This window comes from Bdellovibrio svalbardensis, from assembly GCF_029531655.1.
Lineage (GTDB): Bacteria > Bdellovibrionota > Bdellovibrionia > Bdellovibrionales > Bdellovibrionaceae > Bdellovibrio > Bdellovibrio svalbardensis.
Window position 1 is genome coordinate 261,187 of record NZ_JANRMI010000003.1, and the last position, 21,267, is coordinate 282,453.

At 46.0% G+C, this 21,267-nt stretch carries 22 protein-coding genes; 7 read left to right on the plus strand and 15 right to left on the minus strand.

Annotated features, from left to right (window positions below; all coding sequences use genetic code 11):
• Positions 1-3 precede the first annotated feature (3 nt).
• From NWE73_RS11355 to NWE73_RS11365, 3 genes are read right to left on the minus strand one after another with little or no spacing between them, the layout of a single operon-like run.
• Positions 4-486 carry a DoxX family membrane protein gene (locus NWE73_RS11355; protein ID WP_277578443.1) on the minus strand — a complete coding sequence of 161 codons (483 nt, stop codon included), beginning with the start codon at positions 484-486 and terminating at the stop codon, positions 4-6.
• Between the two features lie 14 nt (positions 487-500).
• Complete coding sequence (nth, locus tag NWE73_RS11360; RefSeq protein ID WP_277578444.1) at positions 501-1,295, minus strand: endonuclease III; 795 nt, start codon at positions 1,293-1,295, stop codon at positions 501-503.
• Positions 1,282-1,518, minus strand: a complete 237-nt coding sequence (locus tag NWE73_RS11365) for a ferredoxin (RefSeq protein WP_277578445.1) — start codon at positions 1,516-1,518, stop codon at positions 1,282-1,284. The genes nth and NWE73_RS11365 overlap by 14 nt, the downstream gene beginning before the upstream one ends.
• Before the next feature lie 176 nt (positions 1,519-1,694).
• Between NWE73_RS11365 and NWE73_RS11370 the strand changes: the two genes are divergently transcribed.
• From NWE73_RS11370 to NWE73_RS11390, 5 genes are all read left to right on the plus strand, one after another.
• Complete coding sequence (locus NWE73_RS11370) at positions 1,695-2,786, plus strand: GNAT family N-acetyltransferase (RefSeq protein WP_277578446.1); 1,092 nt, start codon at positions 1,695-1,697, stop codon at positions 2,784-2,786.
• Positions 2,783-3,724: a hypothetical protein gene (locus tag NWE73_RS11375; RefSeq protein WP_277578447.1), complete on the plus strand. Its 942-nt coding sequence runs from the start codon at positions 2,783-2,785 to the stop codon at positions 3,722-3,724. The genes NWE73_RS11370 and NWE73_RS11375 overlap by 4 nt, the downstream gene beginning before the upstream one ends.
• 90 nt (positions 3,725-3,814) lie before the next feature.
• Positions 3,815-4,468, plus strand: a complete 654-nt coding sequence (elbB, locus tag NWE73_RS11380) for an isoprenoid biosynthesis glyoxalase ElbB (RefSeq protein WP_277578448.1) — start codon at positions 3,815-3,817, stop codon at positions 4,466-4,468.
• 10 nt (positions 4,469-4,478) lie between these two features.
• Entirely contained in the window at positions 4,479-5,567 is a 1,089-nt protein-coding gene (locus NWE73_RS11385; RefSeq protein ID WP_277578449.1) for a D-alanine--D-alanine ligase family protein, read from the plus strand.
• A gap of 182 nt (positions 5,568-5,749) precedes the next feature.
• Positions 5,750-6,886 (plus strand): patatin-like phospholipase family protein, encoded by a 1,137-nt coding sequence (locus NWE73_RS11390; protein ID WP_277578450.1) that lies wholly within the window; start codon positions 5,750-5,752, stop codon positions 6,884-6,886.
• A 19-nt stretch (positions 6,887-6,905) separates the two neighbouring features.
• Here the strand turns inward: NWE73_RS11390 and NWE73_RS11395 are convergent, their stop codons facing one another.
• Positions 6,906-7,625 carry a hypothetical protein gene (locus NWE73_RS11395; protein ID WP_277578451.1) on the minus strand — a complete coding sequence of 240 codons (720 nt, stop codon included), beginning with the start codon at positions 7,623-7,625 and terminating at the stop codon, positions 6,906-6,908.
• Positions 7,626-7,729: 104 nt separating this feature from the next.
• Positions 7,730-8,692: a hypothetical protein gene (locus NWE73_RS11400; protein WP_277578452.1), complete on the minus strand. Its 963-nt coding sequence runs from the start codon at positions 8,690-8,692 to the stop codon at positions 7,730-7,732.
• A 182-nt stretch (positions 8,693-8,874) separates the two neighbouring features.
• On the opposite strand from NWE73_RS11400, the gene NWE73_RS11405 reads away from it, so the two are divergent.
• Positions 8,875-9,081 (plus strand): hypothetical protein, encoded by a 207-nt coding sequence (locus tag NWE73_RS11405; protein WP_277578453.1) that lies wholly within the window; start codon positions 8,875-8,877, stop codon positions 9,079-9,081.
• Between the two features lie 47 nt (positions 9,082-9,128).
• On the opposite strand, the gene NWE73_RS11410 is transcribed toward NWE73_RS11405, so the two are convergent.
• The 8 genes from NWE73_RS11410 to NWE73_RS11445 all read right to left on the minus strand — a co-directional run bounded on the left by NWE73_RS11410 (position 9,129) and on the right by NWE73_RS11445 (position 19,933).
• Positions 9,129-10,559: an aldehyde dehydrogenase family protein gene (locus NWE73_RS11410; RefSeq protein ID WP_277578454.1), complete on the minus strand. Its 1,431-nt coding sequence runs from the start codon at positions 10,557-10,559 to the stop codon at positions 9,129-9,131.
• A 24-nt stretch (positions 10,560-10,583) separates the two neighbouring features.
• The gene (locus NWE73_RS11415; protein ID WP_277578455.1) at positions 10,584-12,119 is read right to left on the minus strand and encodes a chemotaxis protein CheB; all 1,536 of its coding nucleotides are present in this window, start codon (positions 12,117-12,119) and stop codon (positions 10,584-10,586) included.
• Between the two features lie 26 nt (positions 12,120-12,145).
• Complete coding sequence (locus NWE73_RS11420) at positions 12,146-12,913, minus strand: chemotaxis protein CheW (RefSeq protein ID WP_277578456.1); 768 nt, start codon at positions 12,911-12,913, stop codon at positions 12,146-12,148.
• Positions 12,910-14,643 carry a chemotaxis protein CheA gene (locus tag NWE73_RS11425; protein ID WP_277578457.1) on the minus strand — a complete coding sequence of 578 codons (1,734 nt, stop codon included), beginning with the start codon at positions 14,641-14,643 and terminating at the stop codon, positions 12,910-12,912. The genes NWE73_RS11420 and NWE73_RS11425 overlap by 4 nt, the downstream gene beginning before the upstream one ends.
• Before the next feature lie 634 nt (positions 14,644-15,277).
• Positions 15,278-15,733 (minus strand): COG4315 family predicted lipoprotein, encoded by a 456-nt coding sequence (locus NWE73_RS11430; RefSeq protein ID WP_277578458.1) that lies wholly within the window; start codon positions 15,731-15,733, stop codon positions 15,278-15,280.
• A 176-nt stretch (positions 15,734-15,909) separates the two neighbouring features.
• Positions 15,910-17,424, minus strand: a complete 1,515-nt coding sequence (locus tag NWE73_RS11435; RefSeq protein WP_277578459.1) for a di-heme oxidoredictase family protein — start codon at positions 17,422-17,424, stop codon at positions 15,910-15,912.
• Positions 17,425-17,427: 3 nt separating this feature from the next.
• A complete protein-coding gene (locus tag NWE73_RS11440; RefSeq protein WP_277578460.1) occupies positions 17,428-18,516 on the minus strand; it encodes an imelysin family protein in 1,089 nt (362 codons plus the stop codon).
• Positions 18,517-18,574: 58 nt separating this feature from the next.
• Positions 18,575-19,933 carry a hypothetical protein gene (locus NWE73_RS11445; protein WP_277578461.1) on the minus strand — a complete coding sequence of 453 codons (1,359 nt, stop codon included), beginning with the start codon at positions 19,931-19,933 and terminating at the stop codon, positions 18,575-18,577.
• Positions 19,934-20,197: 264 nt separating this feature from the next.
• Between NWE73_RS11445 and NWE73_RS11450 the strand changes: the two genes are divergently transcribed.
• A complete protein-coding gene (locus tag NWE73_RS11450) occupies positions 20,198-20,539 on the plus strand; it encodes a hypothetical protein (protein WP_277578462.1) in 342 nt (113 codons plus the stop codon).
• 60 nt (positions 20,540-20,599) lie between these two features.
• On the opposite strand, the gene NWE73_RS11455 is transcribed toward NWE73_RS11450, so the two are convergent.
• A complete protein-coding gene (locus NWE73_RS11455; RefSeq protein WP_277578463.1) occupies positions 20,600-20,830 on the minus strand; it encodes a DUF1653 domain-containing protein in 231 nt (76 codons plus the stop codon).
• The gene (locus NWE73_RS11460; protein ID WP_277578464.1) at positions 20,830-21,222 is read right to left on the minus strand and encodes an HIT family protein; all 393 of its coding nucleotides are present in this window, start codon (positions 21,220-21,222) and stop codon (positions 20,830-20,832) included. Before NWE73_RS11460 ends, NWE73_RS11455 begins: the two co-directional genes overlap by 1 nt.
• Positions 21,223-21,267 lie beyond the last annotated feature (45 nt).

Below are 21,267 nucleotides of genomic sequence, written 5' to 3' on the forward strand. Positions count from 1 at the left end.
TGTCTACCACCAGATGCCGCGACGACGTTTAAAGAAATAGTAGTCAAGGCCCAAGCAGCGACCCGCTCCTACCCACGCCAAGATCAAATGAATCGCCAAAAATGTCTTATAAAGATCTTCATGACCAGGCCCAGAAATAAAGAGCATCGTCACACAAAGAAGAACCCCCAAGAGCGCCACCGGACGCACAACGTAGCCGATGATATAGGAAATCGCGACTGCAAACTCAATTCCCAAAATAATAAAAGCCACTGTTTGCCAATTCGGAATCATTTGTGAGCTTGCAAAAATCTTGAACCAGTTCGGTGCATGACTTGCTGGCAGCCACTCGGCGATTTGATCCGCAACTCTTGGACGAGTTAAGAAATCGCCACGGAATTTTTGCAATGCTTGTTCAAGATAGTAATAGCCCAAGAAAATTCTTAAGAAAGAAATCGGAAGAAGATGGCCTACGTATTTAACGCTCTCAAAGAATGAAATAAACATGTGCTCATTGTGAACTAGACACCCTTCTTAGGGCAAGTCTCCTCTAGAAAGCAATGACTGCAATCAGGTTTTCTCGCCTTACAGACAGCTCGACCATGAGAGATCAAATAATGCGATAGCATGATCCAATCTTCCTTGGGAACTTCTTCCATCAACTCGCGTTCAATCAGGACAGGGTTTTCTGTGTCCACCCAGCCCAAACGATATGACAAGCGACCGACATGGGTGTCGACAACTACCCCGCTTGGAATACCGAAGGCGTTGCCAAGCACCACATTCGCCGTCTTTCTGCCTACGCCCCCCAGCTCGACCAAAGCCTCGAGATTTTGAGGGACTTCGCCTTGATATTTTTCCACCAAAGCCGCCGCACAGGATTTCAAATTCTTCGCTTTATTTTTATAGAACCCACAGGAGTGAATCAGTTTTTCAATCTCTTCAACAGGAGTCTTCACCATTGCCTGCGGTGTCGGGCATCGTTTGAAAAGAGCCGGTGTCGTCAAATTCACGCGTTCATCCGTGCACTGCGCAGACAGTGCTGTGGCCACTAAAAGCTCCCACGGATTGGTGAAGTTCAAGGCGCAATGAGCATCAGGATAATATCGTTTTAAGAGTGCCAAAGTCGGAAGAATCGGTGCTTTTTTGGGGGCCATCTTCAGGCTCGACTTCTTGGGACCAGATTTTTTTGTGATTTTCGGCGCGACTTTTACGGCCTTCTTGGCTGACGTCTTTTTTACGGGCGTCTTCTTAACAGCAGCCTTCTGAGGGGCTGCCTTGCTTTTTTTGAGGGGCGTTTTTTTAGCTGTCGCCATCGTTGCCGATAGCTTCTACTGGACAACCTTCCATCGCCTCTTTGCAAAGAGCTTCCTCTTCAGGAGTGGATGGTTGTTGAGATACGTAGGCGTGGCCGTCTTCCTCATGCATAGCAAAATTCTTAGGAGCCGTTAGCACGCAGGCATCGCAAGCAATGCAAGATTGATCGACAAATACTTTACCTGGTTTATTTTCTTTCCAGCTCTGACTTTTCTCAGCCATGGGGATCTCCTAAATATGCGCCCAATATAGTCTTTTTGGCCTTGAAGTCAAACCCGGAGTGGGGTCAAACACCCCCTCTGACCCGACTTGGGTCGCATTTTTCATAGGGCTCTTTGCTGTTTGCTGTGGGTCTGGCCCGTTTAAAGCTAAACTAGAGGGTATTGTAAGGAGGGTTCATGGAAGGACCTCGTTCGCCGCGGGAAGCTGAGTTGCCGCATGTTTTGGATTTTCTCACAAAAAATTTAAGATCAGAAGCTCCGTGGTCCATTGCCGCCGAGTACCCGACAGCCCTCACCTCAAATAATATCCATAATATGCGTATCATCGCCGACGAAGACCGCGTGGTTTCGCATGCAGTGATGAAGCCGCTTATTATTAAATCACCTCATGTTATTTACAAAGTTGGCGCCATCGGGTCGGTCGTCACTGACGACAAACACCGTGGTCAGGGTTTGAGCACACAGATTATCAATGACTGCTTAAAATCCGCGACCGAGCAATCCTGCGACATTGCGATTTTATGGACTGATCTTTTCGATTTCTATCGTCGTATGGGTTTTGAACTTGCGGGCAGCGAAATCAGCTTTGTCATCGAAGAAAACTTCGACGTCCCACCGATCAATTTGCGCTTCTCTACGGATCCCAAAGTCTCTCCAGATGCAATCTATCGCCTCTACTCATCACACTCCGTAAACTCAGTTCGCACCATTGAAGAAACCAGAAAATTTCTGGCGATTCCTGAAACGAAGGTTTACACCGCGTGGGAACCGAATGGCCAACTGGCAGCTTATGCGATTGAAGGCAAAGGTATTGATTTGGGAGGCTACATCCATGAATGGGGTGGCTCTGTTTCCAAATTGATGGCTCTTTTCAGTTTTATTCGCGTACAGAAAAATCAACCTTTCACAGTAATCTGCCCTCGTCATGCGACGAATTTAATCGAGCAAATGCAAAGAAAGCCTGTGACCATGAATCAAGGCTTCCTGGGCATGATCAAGCTGGTAAACTTTGATCAATTGGCTGCGAAAATCAAAAGAGCTTTCCGCGCCGAAGGTGTAAGCGATATCGTTTTGGAAAAACATCCAGATCACTTCTTGTTCGGAATTGGTCAGGATCTTTACACCATCAACAATGAAACAGATATGGTTCGCCTGTTATTTGGCCCTATCGACTATCGTGCGATCGGAATCTTTAAAGAAGAAACTGTGCAAAAGTTTGAAAAAATCTTTCCACTCGCCCTATGGATTTGGGGATGGGATTCAATATGAGATCTTTGTTTCCTCGACTTTTGATTCTTGCCCTTGCGGCGGGATCACTTTCTTGTATGAAGCAGCCGGAAATGGATGAAAAATCCACCCCGGCTTCACTGGCAGAAGTGCAAAATGCAATGGTCGACGGCTGGGGGCAGACTTCACCACTTACGATGAAAGTGAATGATTTTGTCTACACAGAAACGGACCAGCGCCTTGAGCAACAAGATGCCAAATTGGTTCTGCAGGAAGGCATTACTGTTTCCAAAAAAGAGGAAACTGCCAAAGACGTTAACTACACTTATCTTTATCAAGTCGCCGTTGTGACTGGGGACCAGGCTCAACAATCGACCCGCGAAGATCATCGCTGTGTCGCAAAGACAGATGATGGATGCCCCGAAACTGCTGCGGCTCCTCCGACACCTGATGCCGCGGTTCCTGCTGCACTCAAAAACTTAGTGAACCTGCAAGAAAAGGCCAAAGTTCAAGCGGCTGGCGGAGTGATCAAACCATTCGCTGAGGACTATCAAATGTCCTTGGGATTCGAAAAGTTTTTAAGCCTGGCCTACGCTTGCCAGAAAACAACCGCTGTCGATACTTATTGCAAACAGCAAATGAAGGTCGATAGCTGTGACATCAAATGTACTAATTTAAAATCAGTAACCGAGTTAATCGACGCGCCCGCTGGTATAAAGCAACAACCCAACTGTGGTGGCTTCAAAGATTGCAAAATCAACTTAAAGCGAGTCTCATTTGATTGGTCGTTTGTAACCAAAACCGGGACAGAAACTCATACGCAAAAGATCAATTACTCAATTGCCCTCAGTCCAGACATGCCGTTCCTGGCTAGAATGATGGAGTATTGTTCGCGAGGTCTTCTCGATATCGGGACAACTGGCAACAAAGTCCTCGTGACTGTTTGCAATCGCACGAAAAATTATAAAGCAGCGCCTTAAAATAAGTTCTTAAATTTAGCACACGACTAAATCAACCTTTCTTGCCAGCCCACATCCCCTCCTGTAGAGTAATGCCTTCAGGAGGATCCGATGAAAAAAATTGCTGTTGTACTCTCTGGCTGTGGCTTCCTCGACGGAAGTGAAATCACTGAATCTGTGAGCCTTCTAATTGCTTTGAACCAAGCAGGAGCAAAAGTTTCTTGCTTCGCCCCAGATATTGAATTTTCTGCAACCAATCATTTGAATGGCAATGTCACAACTGAAAAGCGTCAGCTTCTTTCTGAAGCGGCTCGCATTGCCCGCGGTGATATCAAAGCGCTTAGCACTTTGAAAACCAGTGACTTCGATGCGGTGGCGTTCCCTGGCGGATTCGGCGCTGCTAAAAATCTTTGTAACTGGGCAGAAAAAGGCGCAGCTTGCGAAGTGAATCCAGATGTAAAACGTGTTGTTCTTGAGTTCCATGCAGCAAGCAAACCCATCGGTGCTATTTGCATTGCACCTGTGATTATTGCAAAAGTTTTGGGCGAGCATAAAGTGACTGTGACTGTCGGCGATGATCAAGCGACGATTGCGGAAATCCTGAAAACTGGTGCTCAGCATGAAGAGTGTCCCGTGGACGACTACATCACTGATCGTGAAACAAAAGTTGTTTCGACACCTGCTTACATGTATGGAAACGCGAAGCCGAATGAAGTCTTTGCTGGAATCTTTGGTCTTGCTCATGAATTAGTAGAATGGGCTTAAGGGAATAAAAATGAAAAAAGTAATTGCGCTTATTTTTGGTGGTAAATCGGCAGAGCATGAAGTGTCACTTCGTTCAGCGAAAAATGTTGCCGATGCTTTGGATAAAGATCAATACACTCCAATTTTGATTGGTATTAGCAAAGAAGGCAGCTGGTATCGCTTTCCAGATATGACTGTTTTCAACAATAAAGCCATCGAAGACAAAGCACTTCCGGCGCAGGCCGAATCAGTCGCTTTGATCGCTTTGCAAGGCAGACCGGTTCTTTACTCTTTGAAGGACCATAGCAAAACTTCTTTGGACGTGGCGTTTCCGATCATGCATGGAACAATGGGTGAAGATGGCACCATCCAAGGCCTTTTCAAAATGGTGCAATTGCCATTCGTAGGCTGCGGTGTCTGGTCTTCTGCGGCAGGCATGGACAAAGAAGTGATGAAACGACTTTTAGCAGAAGCAAGAATTCCAAATGCTCGCTATATGTTGCTCACTCCGTTTAAAAATAATTCTTATGAAGAGATCGCGGCAAAACTAGGTTCGCCTTTCTTCATTAAACCTGCCAATGCAGGTTCATCTGTCGGCGTTCATAAAATCAAATCAGCCGCTGATTTTGGTCCTAAACTTAAAGACGCCTTCCAGTTTGACAACAAAGTTCTTGCAGAAGAGTTCATTCAAGGTCGCGAGATCGAGTGCTCTGTGATGGGTCATAACCACGCACCGAAAGCCTCTTTGCCTGGCGAAGTGATTCCTCAGCACGAGTTTTATTCTTACGAGGCGAAATACGTGGACGACAACGGCGCTTTGCTTGAGATCCCGGCCAAGCTCGATTCCGAAGTCACCAAACGATTGCAAGCCATGGCGGAGCAGACCTTCCATGTTATGGGCTGTGACGGACTGACTCGAGTCGACTTCTTCCTTAAGCCAAACGGTGAGCTCTATATCAACGAGATCAATACGATCCCTGGCTTCACGAAGATTTCAATGTATCCAAAAATGTGGGAAGCTACCGGTCTTTCTTACAAGGATTTGATCTCCAATCTGATCACCTTGGCCTTCGAAAAATACGAAGCAGAACAAAAACTAAAAACCAGCTATCTCGAATAGCAGGCTGGTCAAAAAGGTTCAGGTGCGAGGCGGAGAGTCTCATCTGCAGCGCAGGCGTACTGTAGGTACGCCGAAGAGAAGGATGAGGCTCGACAACGAAGCAGATGAGCCTTTTTCACCGGCCTGAGGTTTCAGGACTTGTTGAGTTAAGCCGCAATGTTACCATGGAGACAGGAGTCTTCATGGCAAAAAAAATGGGTTTGGTTCTCTCCGGCGGCGGGGCTCGCGGAGCCTACCAAGTTGGAATTCTCGCAGCAGTTAAAGACATCGCACAACAATCAGGACTCCCACCCCGCTTCGACTACCTTTCCGGAGTCAGCGCTGGAGCCATAAATGCCAGCTCTCTCGCCTCCAACGCTCACGACTTCAATGCTTCGGTAGATAACTTAGTCAAGTTGTGGAGCAATCTTACCATCGATCAAGTGTTCTCCACAAATCCACTGACGATGGGACGAATTGGTTTCCAGTGGATGAAGGATCTCTCGCTAGGCTCTTTGACTGGAACAACTCCCGGTGGTTCGCTTTTGGATACCACGCCACTTCGTCAAATGATTCATCAAAACATGGATTACGCGAAGGTCGAACAAAATATCAAAGACGGCCACCTCACAGCTTTGGCGGTCACTTCTGTCGACTATGCAAACTCGACAACCGTAACCTTCGTACAAGGACATGAAAGCCTGCCGACCTGGGATAAGGGAAGAAAGCGCAGCGAAAAAGCGGCAATCTCCACTGAACACATCATGGCCTCTTCGGCGATCCCTTTGTTATTCCCACCCATTCAGGTGAATGATCGCTTTCACGGTGACGGTTCGGTCAGAAATCACGCTCCCTGCAGCCCGGTGATTTATTTAGGTGCGGAAAAACTATTGGTGATTGGCGTACGAAAGCAATCGACAACGGCTCATGAGCGACGTGCCGTCGAAAACCAAATCTCTCCCAGCGTTGCCAGAGTCATGAATACGATTCTGAATGGTGTTCTCTTGGATGCCATCGAACAAGACATCGATCGTCTGAAAAGACTGAACGAGTACGCCATGGCCATCCCACCCGAGCAACATCATAAGGTGGCACTAAGACCCTTGGATTACTTGTTCATCTCCCCATCTGCCGACATTGGTGAAATGGCGATCCATAAGGCCCACAAGCTGCCAAGAATTATACGATATCTTTTAAAAGGATTGGGTTCTTTAGAAGATGCCAGCGAGATCATCAGCTATCTTCTTTTCGAGCCAAGCTTCTGCTCAGACCTCATCGAGATCGGCTACCAAGATGGCCTTGCCCACAAGGAACAAATAGCACAACTCCTCAGCAAATAGCTGAGGAGTAAAAACGAACTTATTGGAGAGAGTTTTTAATTCCAAGGCCCTGCAAATTCAGATCAGTGCCACGGCTTACGAGCTCTTGAAATAAAGGTTTGAATTCTTCAGAGATCTTCTCTGACTTCATTTTATTGAAAGCCGCACAGCTTTTCAAAACCGGAACCGCCAGTTGATCCGGAGTAAGTGTCGAAGTGGCTTCAATTTTTTTAGTCGCCACATTCCAAAGCTCTGAACGCATTAGAAAATAGGCCATTGATTCACTTTCTTTGCTTGGGCTGTTCACACAGTGAATACCGTATCCCGCCTTGTATTGCTTGTAAGTGTTGTTCGCGACAGGATGAACAATGATCAGGTACTTTGCCCCCTGTTTACTGGCTTCACTCAACACGTACTGAGTCAAAATCTGCCAGCGGTCGCCCAGATAGATGTCTTTCAAATTGCGCGCTTCCGTCTTAAGATCACTAACGGTTTTCGCATCTAAATTGATGCGTAAACCATTGCGATATTGCTCTCGCAGCTGGTTATCGTATTCGTTGATAAACACGTCATTAAGAGCCCAAGATGTTGTGCTAATTGTTCTTTCTTTGCCTTTTGAGTTTGCCTCAGAGCTGATAGGAAGTTGATCATCAAATAACGACACCAACCCGACGATATCAGGAGGTGGTCTTTGTTCAGCAGGTTTTGTCGCACAAGATACTAACGAGAATAAAGAAAGTAATAGAATTAATCGAGACATGACAATCCTCCGAAAGAAAGCATAAGCATTTTGTGCTGCAGAGGCAAAAATAAAGGCGGCCCCCCGACCGCCTTTCAAATTCATCGAATTGAGGACATATTCCATTAGTAACAAGTCAAAACACTATTCTTGTCGATGCAGACAGTTTGTGAAATCCCATCAACTCCTGGTTGTCCTTTGTCACCAGGCTCTCCCTCGGGCCCACGGTTTTTTTCGTTCCCCAAACTCAAGACAAAACCTCCGCAACTGAAGGAAGCACTGCCTGAGCGTCCATTTTCACCGCCCTCGCCGCCTTGACCACCCTCACCCCGCTCTCCACCACGACCGGGTTTGCGTTGAATGGAATATGTAAAGCCTTGATCATTTTTTATTTTCAACTCAAGAGTTCCAGAATCACCACCGTTTTTTCCATCTTGACCGGGATGACCTTTTTTCCCTTGGCCACCAATGCCACCCCCCGTTGCTCTTCTATTGCAAATTCCATTCGAACCAAAAGCATCACCATCTGTTCCTGGAGAACCTTCGCTTCCCTTCATTGAAGGATCCGGATTGGCTCCCTTCAAACCCTTTCCCCCTCTTTCCCCACGAAGGACAAGATTCAATACCCCCTCAGCTCGTTCGACATCAATAAGGATATGACCGCCGGCCCGTCCCACCTTATTCGGTTCAGCTGTTTGATCTTCAGAAAATGTCGTGATCAATCCCGCAGAGCTGAGATCCGCAACATGCAGCCTGATATTATTGCCTAAAGTATAAAGCACACCCCGTTCTGTGATCGTGAGTCGATCAAATTGAAATTCAAAATCTTGCTTGGTCAGACTTTCATTTTTTGCCAAAGACTCCTTCAGAGGCTCTTTACCGGACTCCTTTTGTGCAGCTGCAAGATCTTGAGCGTTGAGGATCTGCCCCGCATAGACATACATAGGTTCATCAATCACCAGGTCCCCGAATTTTTGTACGGCCACCATCGGCGCGGGCTCCTCTGTTTTTTTGTTATCCCGAACTTCCACGCAGGCGCACAGTTGGGTCATTGCGAACAATATAGATAGGGTCCATTTTGCTTTCATTGAGATCTCCTTTTTAATTTGAATGAACGGGAGATCGTCTTACAAAACGGGCACCGAACCGCCCGCAATCATGGCCTAGGAGATGTCCGGCGTACGGACTTTGGCCTGTGAACAGCTTTTGCATAAGCTCTATTTTGCTCTCCCTGCAGGATGTAGGGATACAGCAACTCAAGGATGAGAAAATGGAATACAGCAAGATTAACTACTTTGAAAAAGCAGACACTCCGAAACACCGCGAGTTCATCATTTCCCAAAACAATTGCATACTTTGCGGCACCGTGCTGGAACTAAAACACATTGCCGATCGCGACAGTGATGAAGTGAAAGAAGAAGCTTTCTGCACTCATTGTGATGTCAAAACTCGTGCGAAAACGCATATCTTGAACTAGTAAACGTCAAAAATTTAGCACTGCTTTTCGTCAGGGAGTTGACGCTCTTAGAAGCCCGTCAACTTCTTAACATCAGAATAGAACGACCCGTTCCAGGCCATATCGATATTTCCAAAGCTCGACTGCTTGTGACCAAAAATTATGTTGCTTAGAACGCCATCCTGGCCGCTCAGCCAAGAATTTTCCCAAACCCGGGCACATTCCAATTTCGACGCCACTTTTTGAACTTTCTCTTCCGGACCCCAGACAATTCCCGAGTGTCCCAGGTAAGATGTGTTCGCCCATTTAAAAGTTTCATGCTGGTATTTGACTGGAGTCACCAAAATCAACGGACCATGAAGTTCGTCTTGTTGCATGACCGAGCAATTAGGAAGATCAATCATCACCGTGGGCTTTACAAAAAATCCCGGATGATCAAGGCGTTTTTCATTTGGCTTGATCCCCCAGAAAGACTTTCCGTGCTCTGAGATTCCGAATTGAGTTCTTTCGGAAATCATAGCCATGCGATCTTCGGCAATCAGCGGTGTCCACACGGATTCTCCATCTGGCGAAGAAAGCGGTGTGAGCGTTTCCATATAGGTATGCAAGGCTTCCATGAATTCTTTTTGGAAGGACTCCAACACAAACAATCTGGAAGAGTTCCAGCACATCTGTCCTTGGCCCAACAAAAAAGGCTTCATAACTTCAGACATGCGACCTTTAAAATCAAAATCAGAAAGTACAATCGATGAGTTTTTGGCGCCGCCACTTAATTGAAGTTTCTTAAACTCCGCAAGGCCCGCTTTGGCAATCGCCGCCATGGAAGAACCGCGTCCCACTGCCGTCACCGCTCGAATACTAGGATGACCCGCGATGATTTGCGCGACATCGGAACCGCCTTGAATAATCTGCACCAGACCAGGCAGAGCTTGAATGGCCTGAAGAGCCTCACCAATAATCTGCCCCGTGACCGGAGAAAGCTCTGACACCTTTAAGATCACAACATTTCCCGCAGCCAAGGCTGGCGCCATACGCTCCATCACTAAGCGCAAAGATAAACTCCACGGAGTGATGATTCCCACGATCCCCACCGGGCGCGGTTGCAGATGTCCATCTTGAGTGACTAGCAGACTTTGTGACAAATTCTGTGAATTATATCTTAAGTGAGAAATCGCAACCTTGATGCTATTTTCCAAAACAAAACTTTTTGGCAAACCTTGATGGAGCGCTTCTAGACAGGCATAGCGATCCGCATGGGTTTCCAGGTGATTTGCGAAATCCGCTAAAAGTTGCGCCCGATCATCAGCGGTTTGATTTTCAATCTGCTGCAATGCTTTTTTTGAACCCTGGATGGCTTTAATAACATCCATCGCATCCGATTGCGCGACTGAAGAAAGATCCGACCCATCGAAGGGAGATTTCTTTATGAAAGTCTTTGCACTTTCGGAGGCGACAAAGGCACCTCCGATAAAATTGAGCAGATTTAAATTGAGATCCAAAATCACGTCCTACAAAAAGAAAACTTAGTACAAGTTTTGGTTTCGGTACTGCATAAGATACGCAGAAAGCATATCTGCTTTAAGTACCTCATCTGCCACACCAATTTCAATTGCTTTTTGTGGACCGAATGGAAACTGAGCTTCTTCGGGATGCTGCACGACAGTGGCTCCTCCCATTTTTTGCACATCGATCAAACCGTCCACCCCATCAGAACCGAATCCACCCAATAACACTGCAAAAACTCCCTTATTAAAAGAAGCCGCCGCCGACTGAAAGAGGACATTGCTGGAAGGAAGCTGCGAAGCCACGGGCGTTCCTTTGGCGATCTTCAAAACCGGTCCCTGAGGCCCGACAGCGACACGACCATGATGTTCGGCCGGAATAAAATAGACATGACCCATACGTAAAAAATCACCATCTTTAGCAACCACTGGGGTCACTTTCGAAGATGTTTTCAATTTACCAATGTATGCGGTCACGAAATTGGCAACCGTACTGCACGAAACTACAACCGGTGGAGTATCCGCAGCCAAGCCTTTTACAAGCTTCTCTAAAGCGTCGGCACTGCCCGCATTACCACCGACCACCACCACTTTCAGTTCCGCAGCTCTTTTACCTGCGGGTTTGGCTGGTAATGCAGATTTAATTTCCATGACAGCGGGTGCTTCTTTAATTTTTTTAAGGATATTCACAGAAGCAGCCGCACGCACTTTATCAACGAGCATGCCTGCAAGGTCTTTTAAAACCGCTGGGTCAAACTGAGAAGGCTTATGCACAAATTCGACCGCCCCCAGCTCCAAAGATTTCAAGGCGGCATCGCCCGTACTTGCAAGAGATGAAACCATCACCACTGGAATCGGATGATGCTTCATAATCTTTTCCAAGAACATCACACCTGACATCTTTGGCATCTCAATATCCAAGGTCATTACATCAGGTTTCTTATTCAAAATAAGTTCGCGGGCCTGGTAAGCGTCGGCAGCAGCACCGACAACCTCAAGTCCACTCTTGGTAAAAATATTGGTAAAAAGAGTTCTGACCGTCGCAGAGTCATCCACGACCAACACTTTAATATTTTTTGCGACATTGAGGGGCTTGAATCCCGAAACGTCCACTGGCCGCTGTTCAGAGCCCGCATTGTCTTTAGAAGAATTATGTAAAACTTCGAAAGTGGCTGTATTTAATTTGATAGTGCGTGCATGCTCGCCCGCCAAATTCTTTTCAATGATTGGTATATTGAGTTCGCGCAGCATTTTTTCCGCAAGTTCAATATTGCGAACACCGACACCATTTCCCAAAGAAGAAACGCTGATAACATTCGCACCACCGTAGATTTTCGCTTGAAGCTTGCTGCGATTGGCACCCAGACGAACACATTCATCCACTAGTGCCGGAATGGCAAAGGCCCCATAACGAGTATTCAAAACTTCGTTGCCCATGCCCTCTGCCAACAGGTAATGATTCAAACCACCAATGCGAGTTGTAGGGTCATAAATTGCCACTGCAACACAGGAGCCCAACAGAGTTGAGATGATCGTTTCCTCTTTAAAGGCTGCCATCTTACCAGGAAACAAATAATGGGAGTTCACGCCGCCACCAATCTTTCGATATCCAAGACCATGACACTGCGCTGGTCTTTAATGAAAAAGTTACGAATGAAAGGTACTGAAATTATCACTGAACTGGATTCAATACTTTGCAAATCTTTATCACAAACACTCATAAGTTCATCTGTCTCTGCAACCTGCAACGAAAAGCGCGTCCCCTCAAATTCACAGATCACATAGAGGAACTGAGTCTTCTCATTCTTTTGAAAGCCATAGTCCTGCAAACTAACTACAGGAAGAGCATCTCCTCTGAATGGAATAACCCCAAGCAAGCCTTCGCGCTTTTCAGGCAAAGGATACAACGGGAGTGCACCGCTAATCTCGACGACATATTTAATGGGAACCACAAATTCCTGGCCTGCCACCTTACAACGAAGATAGAGACTTTCCCCCTGCAACTCGGCAGTTAAAGCAAACTGCACCCCATATTCAGGAGAATCTTTTTTTGTCTCTTGGAGGTTATCCACATACTTCTTCGCAGTACGAAGAGCCTGAACAAGATCCTCTGGCGTGGCAAAAACATCGAGCTTATCTAAAAAGCCCTGAAACCATGCCGACAGATATTCAAATTCATTACTTTTTGCATCGACAATCCAATTTTGACACTGCTCGCGGATTTCAGCGCGAACTCGTTTCAATGTGGAGTCATCCAGAAGATCAGCAAACTTTTCCAGCTCTGCATTCAAGCTGGTTAAATAATAACCCTTGAGTTCCGCCGTAAAGTCATCACCGAAGAAATCGCTCATGCCGCCTCCGCCTGATGATTCGCAGCTATCACCGCAAGTAGAAGTTCTGGGTCAACAATATAGGTGACCTTCTCATCTGCAAGGATGGAAATTCCCTTAAAACCTTTTTGTTGATTGATAATTTTTCCGAAGCTTTTAACAACCAAATCCGTCTGCCCGTCGATTTTATCGACCAGCAAAGCAAAGGTAGCCTCTTTACAGCGGACAAAAACTGCTGATGAAGATTTCACTTTTTCGTCTTGCTCATAAACTGACAGATTTAACATCTCATGATAGTTCAGAAGTGGAACCGTCATTCCGCCGTACTGACAATAACGTAAATGATTAACGGTCGTAACATGCAGCTGATCACAAGAGGTGATATGGGAAACTGACATCAAAGGCACAGCCAATTGATAGTCACTCCAGGTGCATAAAAGTGCAGACTCCACCATGATATGCTGAGGAACTGGAATTTCCAGATGGAAAGAGGTCCCCTGCCCCAAGGTGGTTTCGATATGAATCTTACCTTCATAAGAGTCCACAGTATTTTGTACGACATCCATCCCCACGCCTCGGCCAGAGATGGTTGTAATTTTATCTTTCGTCGAAAAGCCTGCGTTGAAGATGAACCGATAGACTTGCTCATCCGTTAAAGGCACCGCTTCCTCTTCGGTCAACAGGCCGGTGCTTAAAGCGCGCTGAAGAATGCGCTCTCGATTCAGACCAACACCGTCATCTTTAAATATTAAATGAATGATTCCATTTTTATCGCTGATTTCAAGGCTGAGTTGTCCAATCGAAGGTTTCCCTGAAACTGTTCTTTCAAATTGATCCTCGATACCATGATCAATGGAATTTCGCGCCAAATGCACCACGCAGTCAGATAGTTCTTTAGCCAAAGATTTATCCAACATCAGATCCATACCATGCATTTCAAAGTGAACTTGCTTGTTAAGCTCTGTCGCTGCTTGACGAATTAAAACCGGAATACCCTGGAAGCTCTCTTCAGCGCGTTCCTTACGAACGCCTTGAATTTGACCTTGAAATTGATCGCAAATCTTCGTCAGGTTGTGAGAGAAATCATTTTGACGACGTTCAAACAATTCCGGCTGGGTACGGAAGTTCACTGTTTGATTCATCATATTGAAGAAATTTTTTAGAACCAAAAGCTCGCCAGAAATTTTCAGCATCTCATTGAGCTGCTTCATCGAAAGCCAAACACCTTGCTCATCATCAGAATGCGAAGCAGCCCTCTTAGGCGGCGCAGCTTTGCGTGGCGTGGGTCTTTGTCCGGAGAATTGAAAGCTTCCATAACGAGTGATGGTCTCAATCGCCTCACTCAACTCTTCCGGATACACTTCGCGTTTTTCACGAAGGGCTTCCGCCAGAACTTTAAGAAGACGGGAACTTTGCAAAAACAGATCTACACATTCACGAGTGACGGATCTTTGCTCTTGCTTGATGCGATTTAAAAGCGCTTCAAATTCATGCGACAAGGAACCAAGTAGCTGTCCCCCGGGGACAGCCCCGACACTGCCCTTGAGAGTGTGGACTTTTCTAAAGATCAGATTAATTTGGTCCACGTCATCAGGATTTTCCTCAAGCTTGAGAATCTGCTCTTCAAGGTTTTCCAAAATCTCTTTGGACTCTTCAAAAAAGACAGCAGAGACCTGTTCGACTTGTTCAAAGTCGATCAGAAACATCTCATCGAGCTGCGCTTGAGAATTGTTGTTTTGCTCGTCTGACATATTCTTGAAGATCTCGCTTTTCAATGACGTGAAGGTTCAAGAATTTATCGGATTTTCGCGGATTTAAGTTAATTCCTTAGGAGCCAATAAGGACTAGATTTTTATGAGAAAATTACTATTTGAAAGAAAAGGAAAGGCGGCTCGATTGGATCCGTTTCCGGTGCTCATCGGCCGCCTTTTAGTAACAAGATTCTAGTAGCTAGAATCCTCGGCGAAGGTCGAGACAGCTAAGAAGCTGTCACCTCCGCCTTGGTTATGTCACAGTGTTGAACCATAAGCACCACCCCCTTCCCAGCCCTGAGGCTTTCCTTGATTCTACAGATTCACGCTAAAACTCGCCACTTTTTCTGGGGCCAGATGAAATTCTCAGCCCAAGGTAGTAGACCAAAATGAGAAATGTCTCGTTGGGTTACGGAAAAAATAAATTACTCGTAGAGCGGGGGATTTATTGAAGAGTGAGTTAAGGGCTGACGCTTCGGTCGGCACAGCATCGTGCTTCGTCAGCGCCGGCTTCGCCGGTTCGGGCCGTCCGGGCCCCGCTGAAGGCCTCTCTTCGGTCATCCCTTAACTCACTCTTCAATAAATCTTACTTCGATATTTTATTTTTCGTAATCAACTTCTTCTGGTGTTCTTTCTATGGAGTTGGTGGTTGTGGTGTTTGGACTTCTATGTGGTGCCAGACGTCTCCGATTCCGTTGCCCATGTCGTCGCCTTGTTCACGGTCGAAGCCGTAGGTGTAGACGGGGCGACCTTCATAGGTGAGTTGGATTTTTTTGCTGGTGCGCTCGATGGAACCGAGTGGTGGTTGGAGTTCGGCGACTTCGTCTTCTGTTAGAATGTAGGGTGGCCATAATTCGGCGCAATTGCCGTTGCAGACTGGATTTGGCTTGTCCTTGTCGAGATCGAAGACGTAGAGGGTGCGACTGAAACTGTCTGCCAAAAGCATTTCGCCTTTATCGGTTTGCACAACCTTTGTGAGCTCAGGTTTTGGAAGTGGTTCTTGAGGCGGCGTTGGTGGATCATCCGCGAGCGCTGCGATTGCAACAAGTGACACAAAAACTGGGATAACTATTCTGCTTAGAATACTCATGGGTCTCTCCTCTTTATTAGTGAGATCATCCTGAGACCTGAAAAAAAATTCGTCGAAGTTTTTCCAACTCCCCTGCAACCAATCAAGACATAAAGATCATTTTCTGATACCCAACAAAAAACTGAAGATGCAGTTCAACACCAGCGACGGTGTTGAATTGCTTCCACCTTAGAGACCTACAAAGACCGAACGAATTGGATCAAAGCCATTCTATCTTCTTTAGGGAGCGAGACAAACTTCTTCTTGGAGTAATCACCTTCACCACCGTGCCACAAGATCGCTTCTTCCAAAGTTCTTGCCCGACCGTCATGAAGGAACCCACCACGTGGATTGACGGTTTGTGACTGGCCAATGCCCCATAAAGGACGGGTCTTCCATTGTTTACCCGTCGCCTCAAAATCTTGTCTGCCATCGGCTAAACCATCCCCCATGTCATGTAAAAGCATATCAGTGAATGGATAGATTTTCTGATTTGAAAATGCGCTGATTTGATGTGGGCCCGTTGTGAAACTTGGCTGGTGACAGCTCGTGCAGTTTACCTGATGAAAAATTTCCGCGCCGCGAACGACGACCGGGTTGTCCACGTTACGACGTGATGGAACTGCCAACGTTTGAGAGTAAAATACCAGATCATCCGCGACTTGATTTGAAGCTTCCAAAGCCGTTGGCAATGGCCCATGACTTTGTTCAAACATTTTCCAAAGGTCCGTCTCAAAAATGCTTTCTTTCGGGAATGCATAGTTTGTCACACCGATATCGCCACGCAAAGCCCCCAACGATTGATGGAAGACTGATGGTGTGTTGTTTTTCAAACCGAAGCGGCCCATAGATACTGGGTACGGATCGTTGGCCATGCTTTTTTGAATATCAAAAACGTAGTTGGCTTTTCCATGCACACCCTCGGCAGAAAGATCACGAGCAGCCAGAGCCATGATGTCGGATTCCTTGATGGCCTCCAACAATCCCAAGCCAATCATCGGAGTCCCCATACGAGGACCCATTTTTACATCTTTTTCAAAAAGCCGACTGCGTGTTTGGCCTGACACAGAATCGAAATACTCATCATAGGGTGCTGTCACTTTGAAAATCGGTTTGCGAAGTTCAACAGAATTTCCATCAGGATAAGTGAATGTGCTTTTTTCGTATTTCATCCAGACTTGGGCCTGCCCTGCACCTGGAAGATCTTCACGAACTCCCCATGAACCCAAATGGAAAAGTTGATCAGAAAAACCTGGAACAGGCACAGGAGCGCCCCAGTTATTTTCCTTCGTCTTAGGATGTTGCAAACCATCTTCGATGCTAATACGAAGAAAAACAGCTTCATTTTGTTTAAGCTGAACCCACTCTGTTCCCACCGGAACCACCGGCAAAGCGCCGCGCCCATCTTTAGAATGGCAGGCGTTGCAGTTGGTATTGTTAAAGACCGGTCCCAAACCCTTATCAAATCTGGAAGCTTCGTCGGAAAAATTTCTTTCAAATAGCGCATCGCCAGTCAAATGCTGGCGAATTTGCTCTTCGGTTAAGTTGGCCGCTGGATTGCGGTAAGCTTGAATCGATTCTCCCTTAAAATGCACCGTTGTATCGCCACCGGATTTGATAGCTGATACATAGTCCATGTTGATATCAGAAGCAGCTACAGCCGCTGTTCCAAAACTCATGTATAGGGCAAAAAGAAGAATCGATTTTTTCATAGTTTATTTATCCGCCAAAGGTAGAATCTGAGATTCCAGAGTTGCATGAAGCGCATTCAAAGCCTCGATCGCTCTTTGAGTACGAGCACGGCCGTCAGCTGTGAAAATAGCCTGACCGAAATCACCACCGCCGGCTGGACGAATAGCTTCAATCAAGTTGATGCAATTGATGATATCCGCTTCAATTTTTGCGGCCAAAGAAGGATTAAAACGAGCGACCATGGCTTGCACTCCTGGGCCCTTCACCTGACCGTAAGTACCCGTGTAGACACTGTAGATCGAGCGGATGTTCATTTTGAAGTCGTTGAGTGAATTCCAAGAAAATGGAGACTCAACCAGCGCCATGTTGGCAGAGTTGATATCGCCACCCATAGGATCTGCGATTTTCCCGTTCGCCACTTCATCAGCAATTCCCATCATACCTTTGATGAGCTCTTCCATCACCGCGCCTTCAGACGAGTAGAATGGATTTTCATAAGAAGGAGCGCTGATCACAGTCACATAACCTGGAGCACCCGAGTTTTCCGGGTCATAGTTTGTCGTCCAAGCATAGGCCAAGTAAGCCGCATGTTCAGCAAGCACAGTCGCAGTTGCATTCAAATAGTCAAACTGTCTTGACGTGAATGCCGAAACTGGTTTGGTGTTTGAGTTCACACCATTGCCAAAAAGAAGATATTCAATGGTGTGGAAGCCTTGAAGATTTGTTCCCAACGAATGTACCAAATCAACAGTGATCGGTGACTTGCCGTTCAAGACACCGTCCAAGTCTGATCTGTTCAAAGGCCAAGTGTCCAACATCGGATCTACGCCCAAAGAATCCACCGGTCCAAATAAGAATGCTTCAGAGGCTTCCCAAGGGACACGAGTATAACGCCATTGCTGTTGCGCGAGGGCCAGGTTTTCAGGAGTTGGGTTGCTCACGAAATTAGAAACTGCCACTTTAAGATTTGCAGTTGCACTGGCTAAATCCACATAAGTTTGCATGATTACATTGTAGCTGACGTGTTGGATAATTTCTTGGTTGGTAGCAGCAGTTGCCTGGACGCCCACTGCGAGAGACAAAGCCGCAACCATCATTTTAAGAGCATTCATTTAGATTCTCCTGTCTACACTCCGACTTTGTCGGAGTAGGTTATTAAAGAACGATTTATTAATTAAATTTCGCAATATCAAAACCAAACGCCAGATCCGCCTGGTAAGTTTCCGGCAAATCATCAAGTCCTGTTTTGGTGAGTGTGTACTGAGCTTTCATAAAAGCTCCTTTGTCGTAGTTCCACATAAAGCCCGATGATCTTTTGCTCACATCATAGCGAGGCAACTTTTGAACCGAACCCTCGACATCAGCAAACGAATCGACATGTTCTGTTTTAAGGTAGAATACAAAGTCATCCGTAAAGTCATAAGAAACCTGCAGGCTTTGCAAAACGGCTTTTGAACCCAATGCGACGAATGATTTGGGTTTCGCCAAACCACCCAAAGTGGCATTGGCTTTCACAACCTCACTGGAGTTTTGCAAAGTCCCCGTGATGGCCTCGCCAGAAACTCCAAATCGGCCGAATTTATAATTTAAAAGAAGGGACCAGATTTCGACATTCGAATCAACCGTGAGCTTATCCTTCTTCCAACGGTTATCCGTGGTATTTCCGGTGTAATAAGCCAGAGCGACGCCCGTGCCTTTTTTCAAGGAACCGTACTCAAGACTGACAACCGTTGCCATATCATCCGCATTGATGGTTTCAAACTGGCGTTGGTAACCGCCACCAACCCAGCTGTAAGAGCGGAAGAATTCCGAGTTCAAACCGCTCACCAGACCCAAGCGACCTGTCAATTCCCAGTACTTCTGTTCAACTTGAACACCGGTTTCATTCCACTCTGGAGGAAGCATATAAGCCTCAACACCCGAAGCAAAAACTGTTGGATAACGACGTGGTTTCTCCAGGATCGTACCCAAAGTCATAAAAATCGGAAATTTACCAATCTTCAGCAAAGTGTTCGTTTGTTTGAAGTTCTTCATATAGACGAATTCTGGCAGAACAACTTCCCCGCCCTTTTCAACTTCCGTTTCAAACTCTCCAAATTCTTCAAACGGATCGAACTCCATAGCGGTGCCTGTTCCACCGTGTTCAACCTCCACCTCGAATTCGATCAAAGAAGAATCCGTCAGAATATAGCTGCCTTCGAAGGCGATAGCCGCCAAATCGATAGAACGTTTGACGTAAGGTTTGTTGTAATTAGGGTCTGTTTTTGTATTGGTCTTGAAGGTCTCACCTTGGCCAAACACAAAGTAGCCGTAAGAAACCAGGCTAATATAAGGATATTCACGCTGAACTTTGGGTGCTGTCGTGACCATTTGAGTCTCTGGTTGAATCTCTGGTTGAATCTCTGGCGCAGCCACTTCGATGGGTGCAGCGGTGGTCATTGATGTCACACCGACATCAGCAGGTTTCGTCGCCTCTTGAGCGAACGCGGTCGATGACATGCAAATAGATAGGGCAATTAAACTCTTCATGAACTCAGATCTCCAGGACTCTATGAGATGCGGTTCTAAAGGGCGGACCGTGAAAAATCAAAAAGCTCCCAGCAATTGTCCTTTGTTGAGAAGCCCTTGAGAGCTAGTTGAAAGTCTAATGATAAGCTCTCTTGAGCCTATGAATTCCTTTCAATCTTTTGTGAATTTACGTGGAACGCTTAAGGCCTCAATTTGAGGTCTTGGTGACTTACAAAGCGTAGACAGCCCCCATTGACGATGCCACGCTTAAAGCATGGAGGAACCATGAAGTTTTTAGGTGCAACGATCTTGGTATTACTGACTAGCTTTTCTGCTTTAGCTCAAGACAACGAAGTCACTTGCAAAGTGAAAGTGAACAGCGAAATTCAATTTGATTTTATTCTTGCCTCTCCAGAGGGTCAAAAAATCAAAATTGGAGATTTTGAAGCCTTCAGAGTTTTCCTTAATCACACAGCAAACAACCAGTTCTCTTTGGAAGTTTTCGATGGTGATTTAGCTATGCGTACTTATTCCGATGCTCCTCTTCGCACATTGAATGACGAGATTACGCATACGATTTGGAAGCGCGATGTTCTTTTTGAAACTACCTGCCAACTTCATAAATAAGTTGAGTCTTAAAATGAAAAATAAAAAAGCTCTCGGGAACTCCGAGAGCTTTTTTTTATTTTAATTGAACAAGAATTTAAACCGAGGAACCATTTCCCCATTAACTTCAACCAGCTCTGCCCACATCCCCAGGGGACGACTCCAAAGACGTCCGAGAGAATTTTCGTACAAAGCCTCGTACAGAACGACTTCTTCCAAAGTCTCACTGTGACGGCCGACTCCAATGACACGGTACTGTTTGCCTTTGTAGTGCTGATAAATGGCGCCAGCGATAGGTTTGGTTTCGTTCATTATTTTTCCAAGTGCTTAATGATCAACGCTTGAATCTCTTTCATCTCGGCATCAGAACGTCTTTGCGCTTTCTTAAAATCCAAATCCGGAATCGACCAAGCTGGGATAAGATGCAAATGATAATGCGGAACTTCGAACCCCGCCACCATTTGTCCAACACGTGGTGAACCAGAGGCCTTCAAAATCGCTTTACCAATATTTTGTGACACTTTATGAAGATGCGCATAGGTTTCAGGAGGAACTTCAGTCCAATGATTGATCTCTTCTTTGCAGATCACCAATGTGTGACCAAGATTCACCTGATCCAAAGCCAAGAATGAAAGGACTTGCTCGTCTTCATAGATTTTATAACAAGGAAGTTCACCACTGATAATTTTTGTAAAAACAGACATTTTAGATCCTCTTATGATCAAAGAGTATAGGCAGATCCCTTCCTT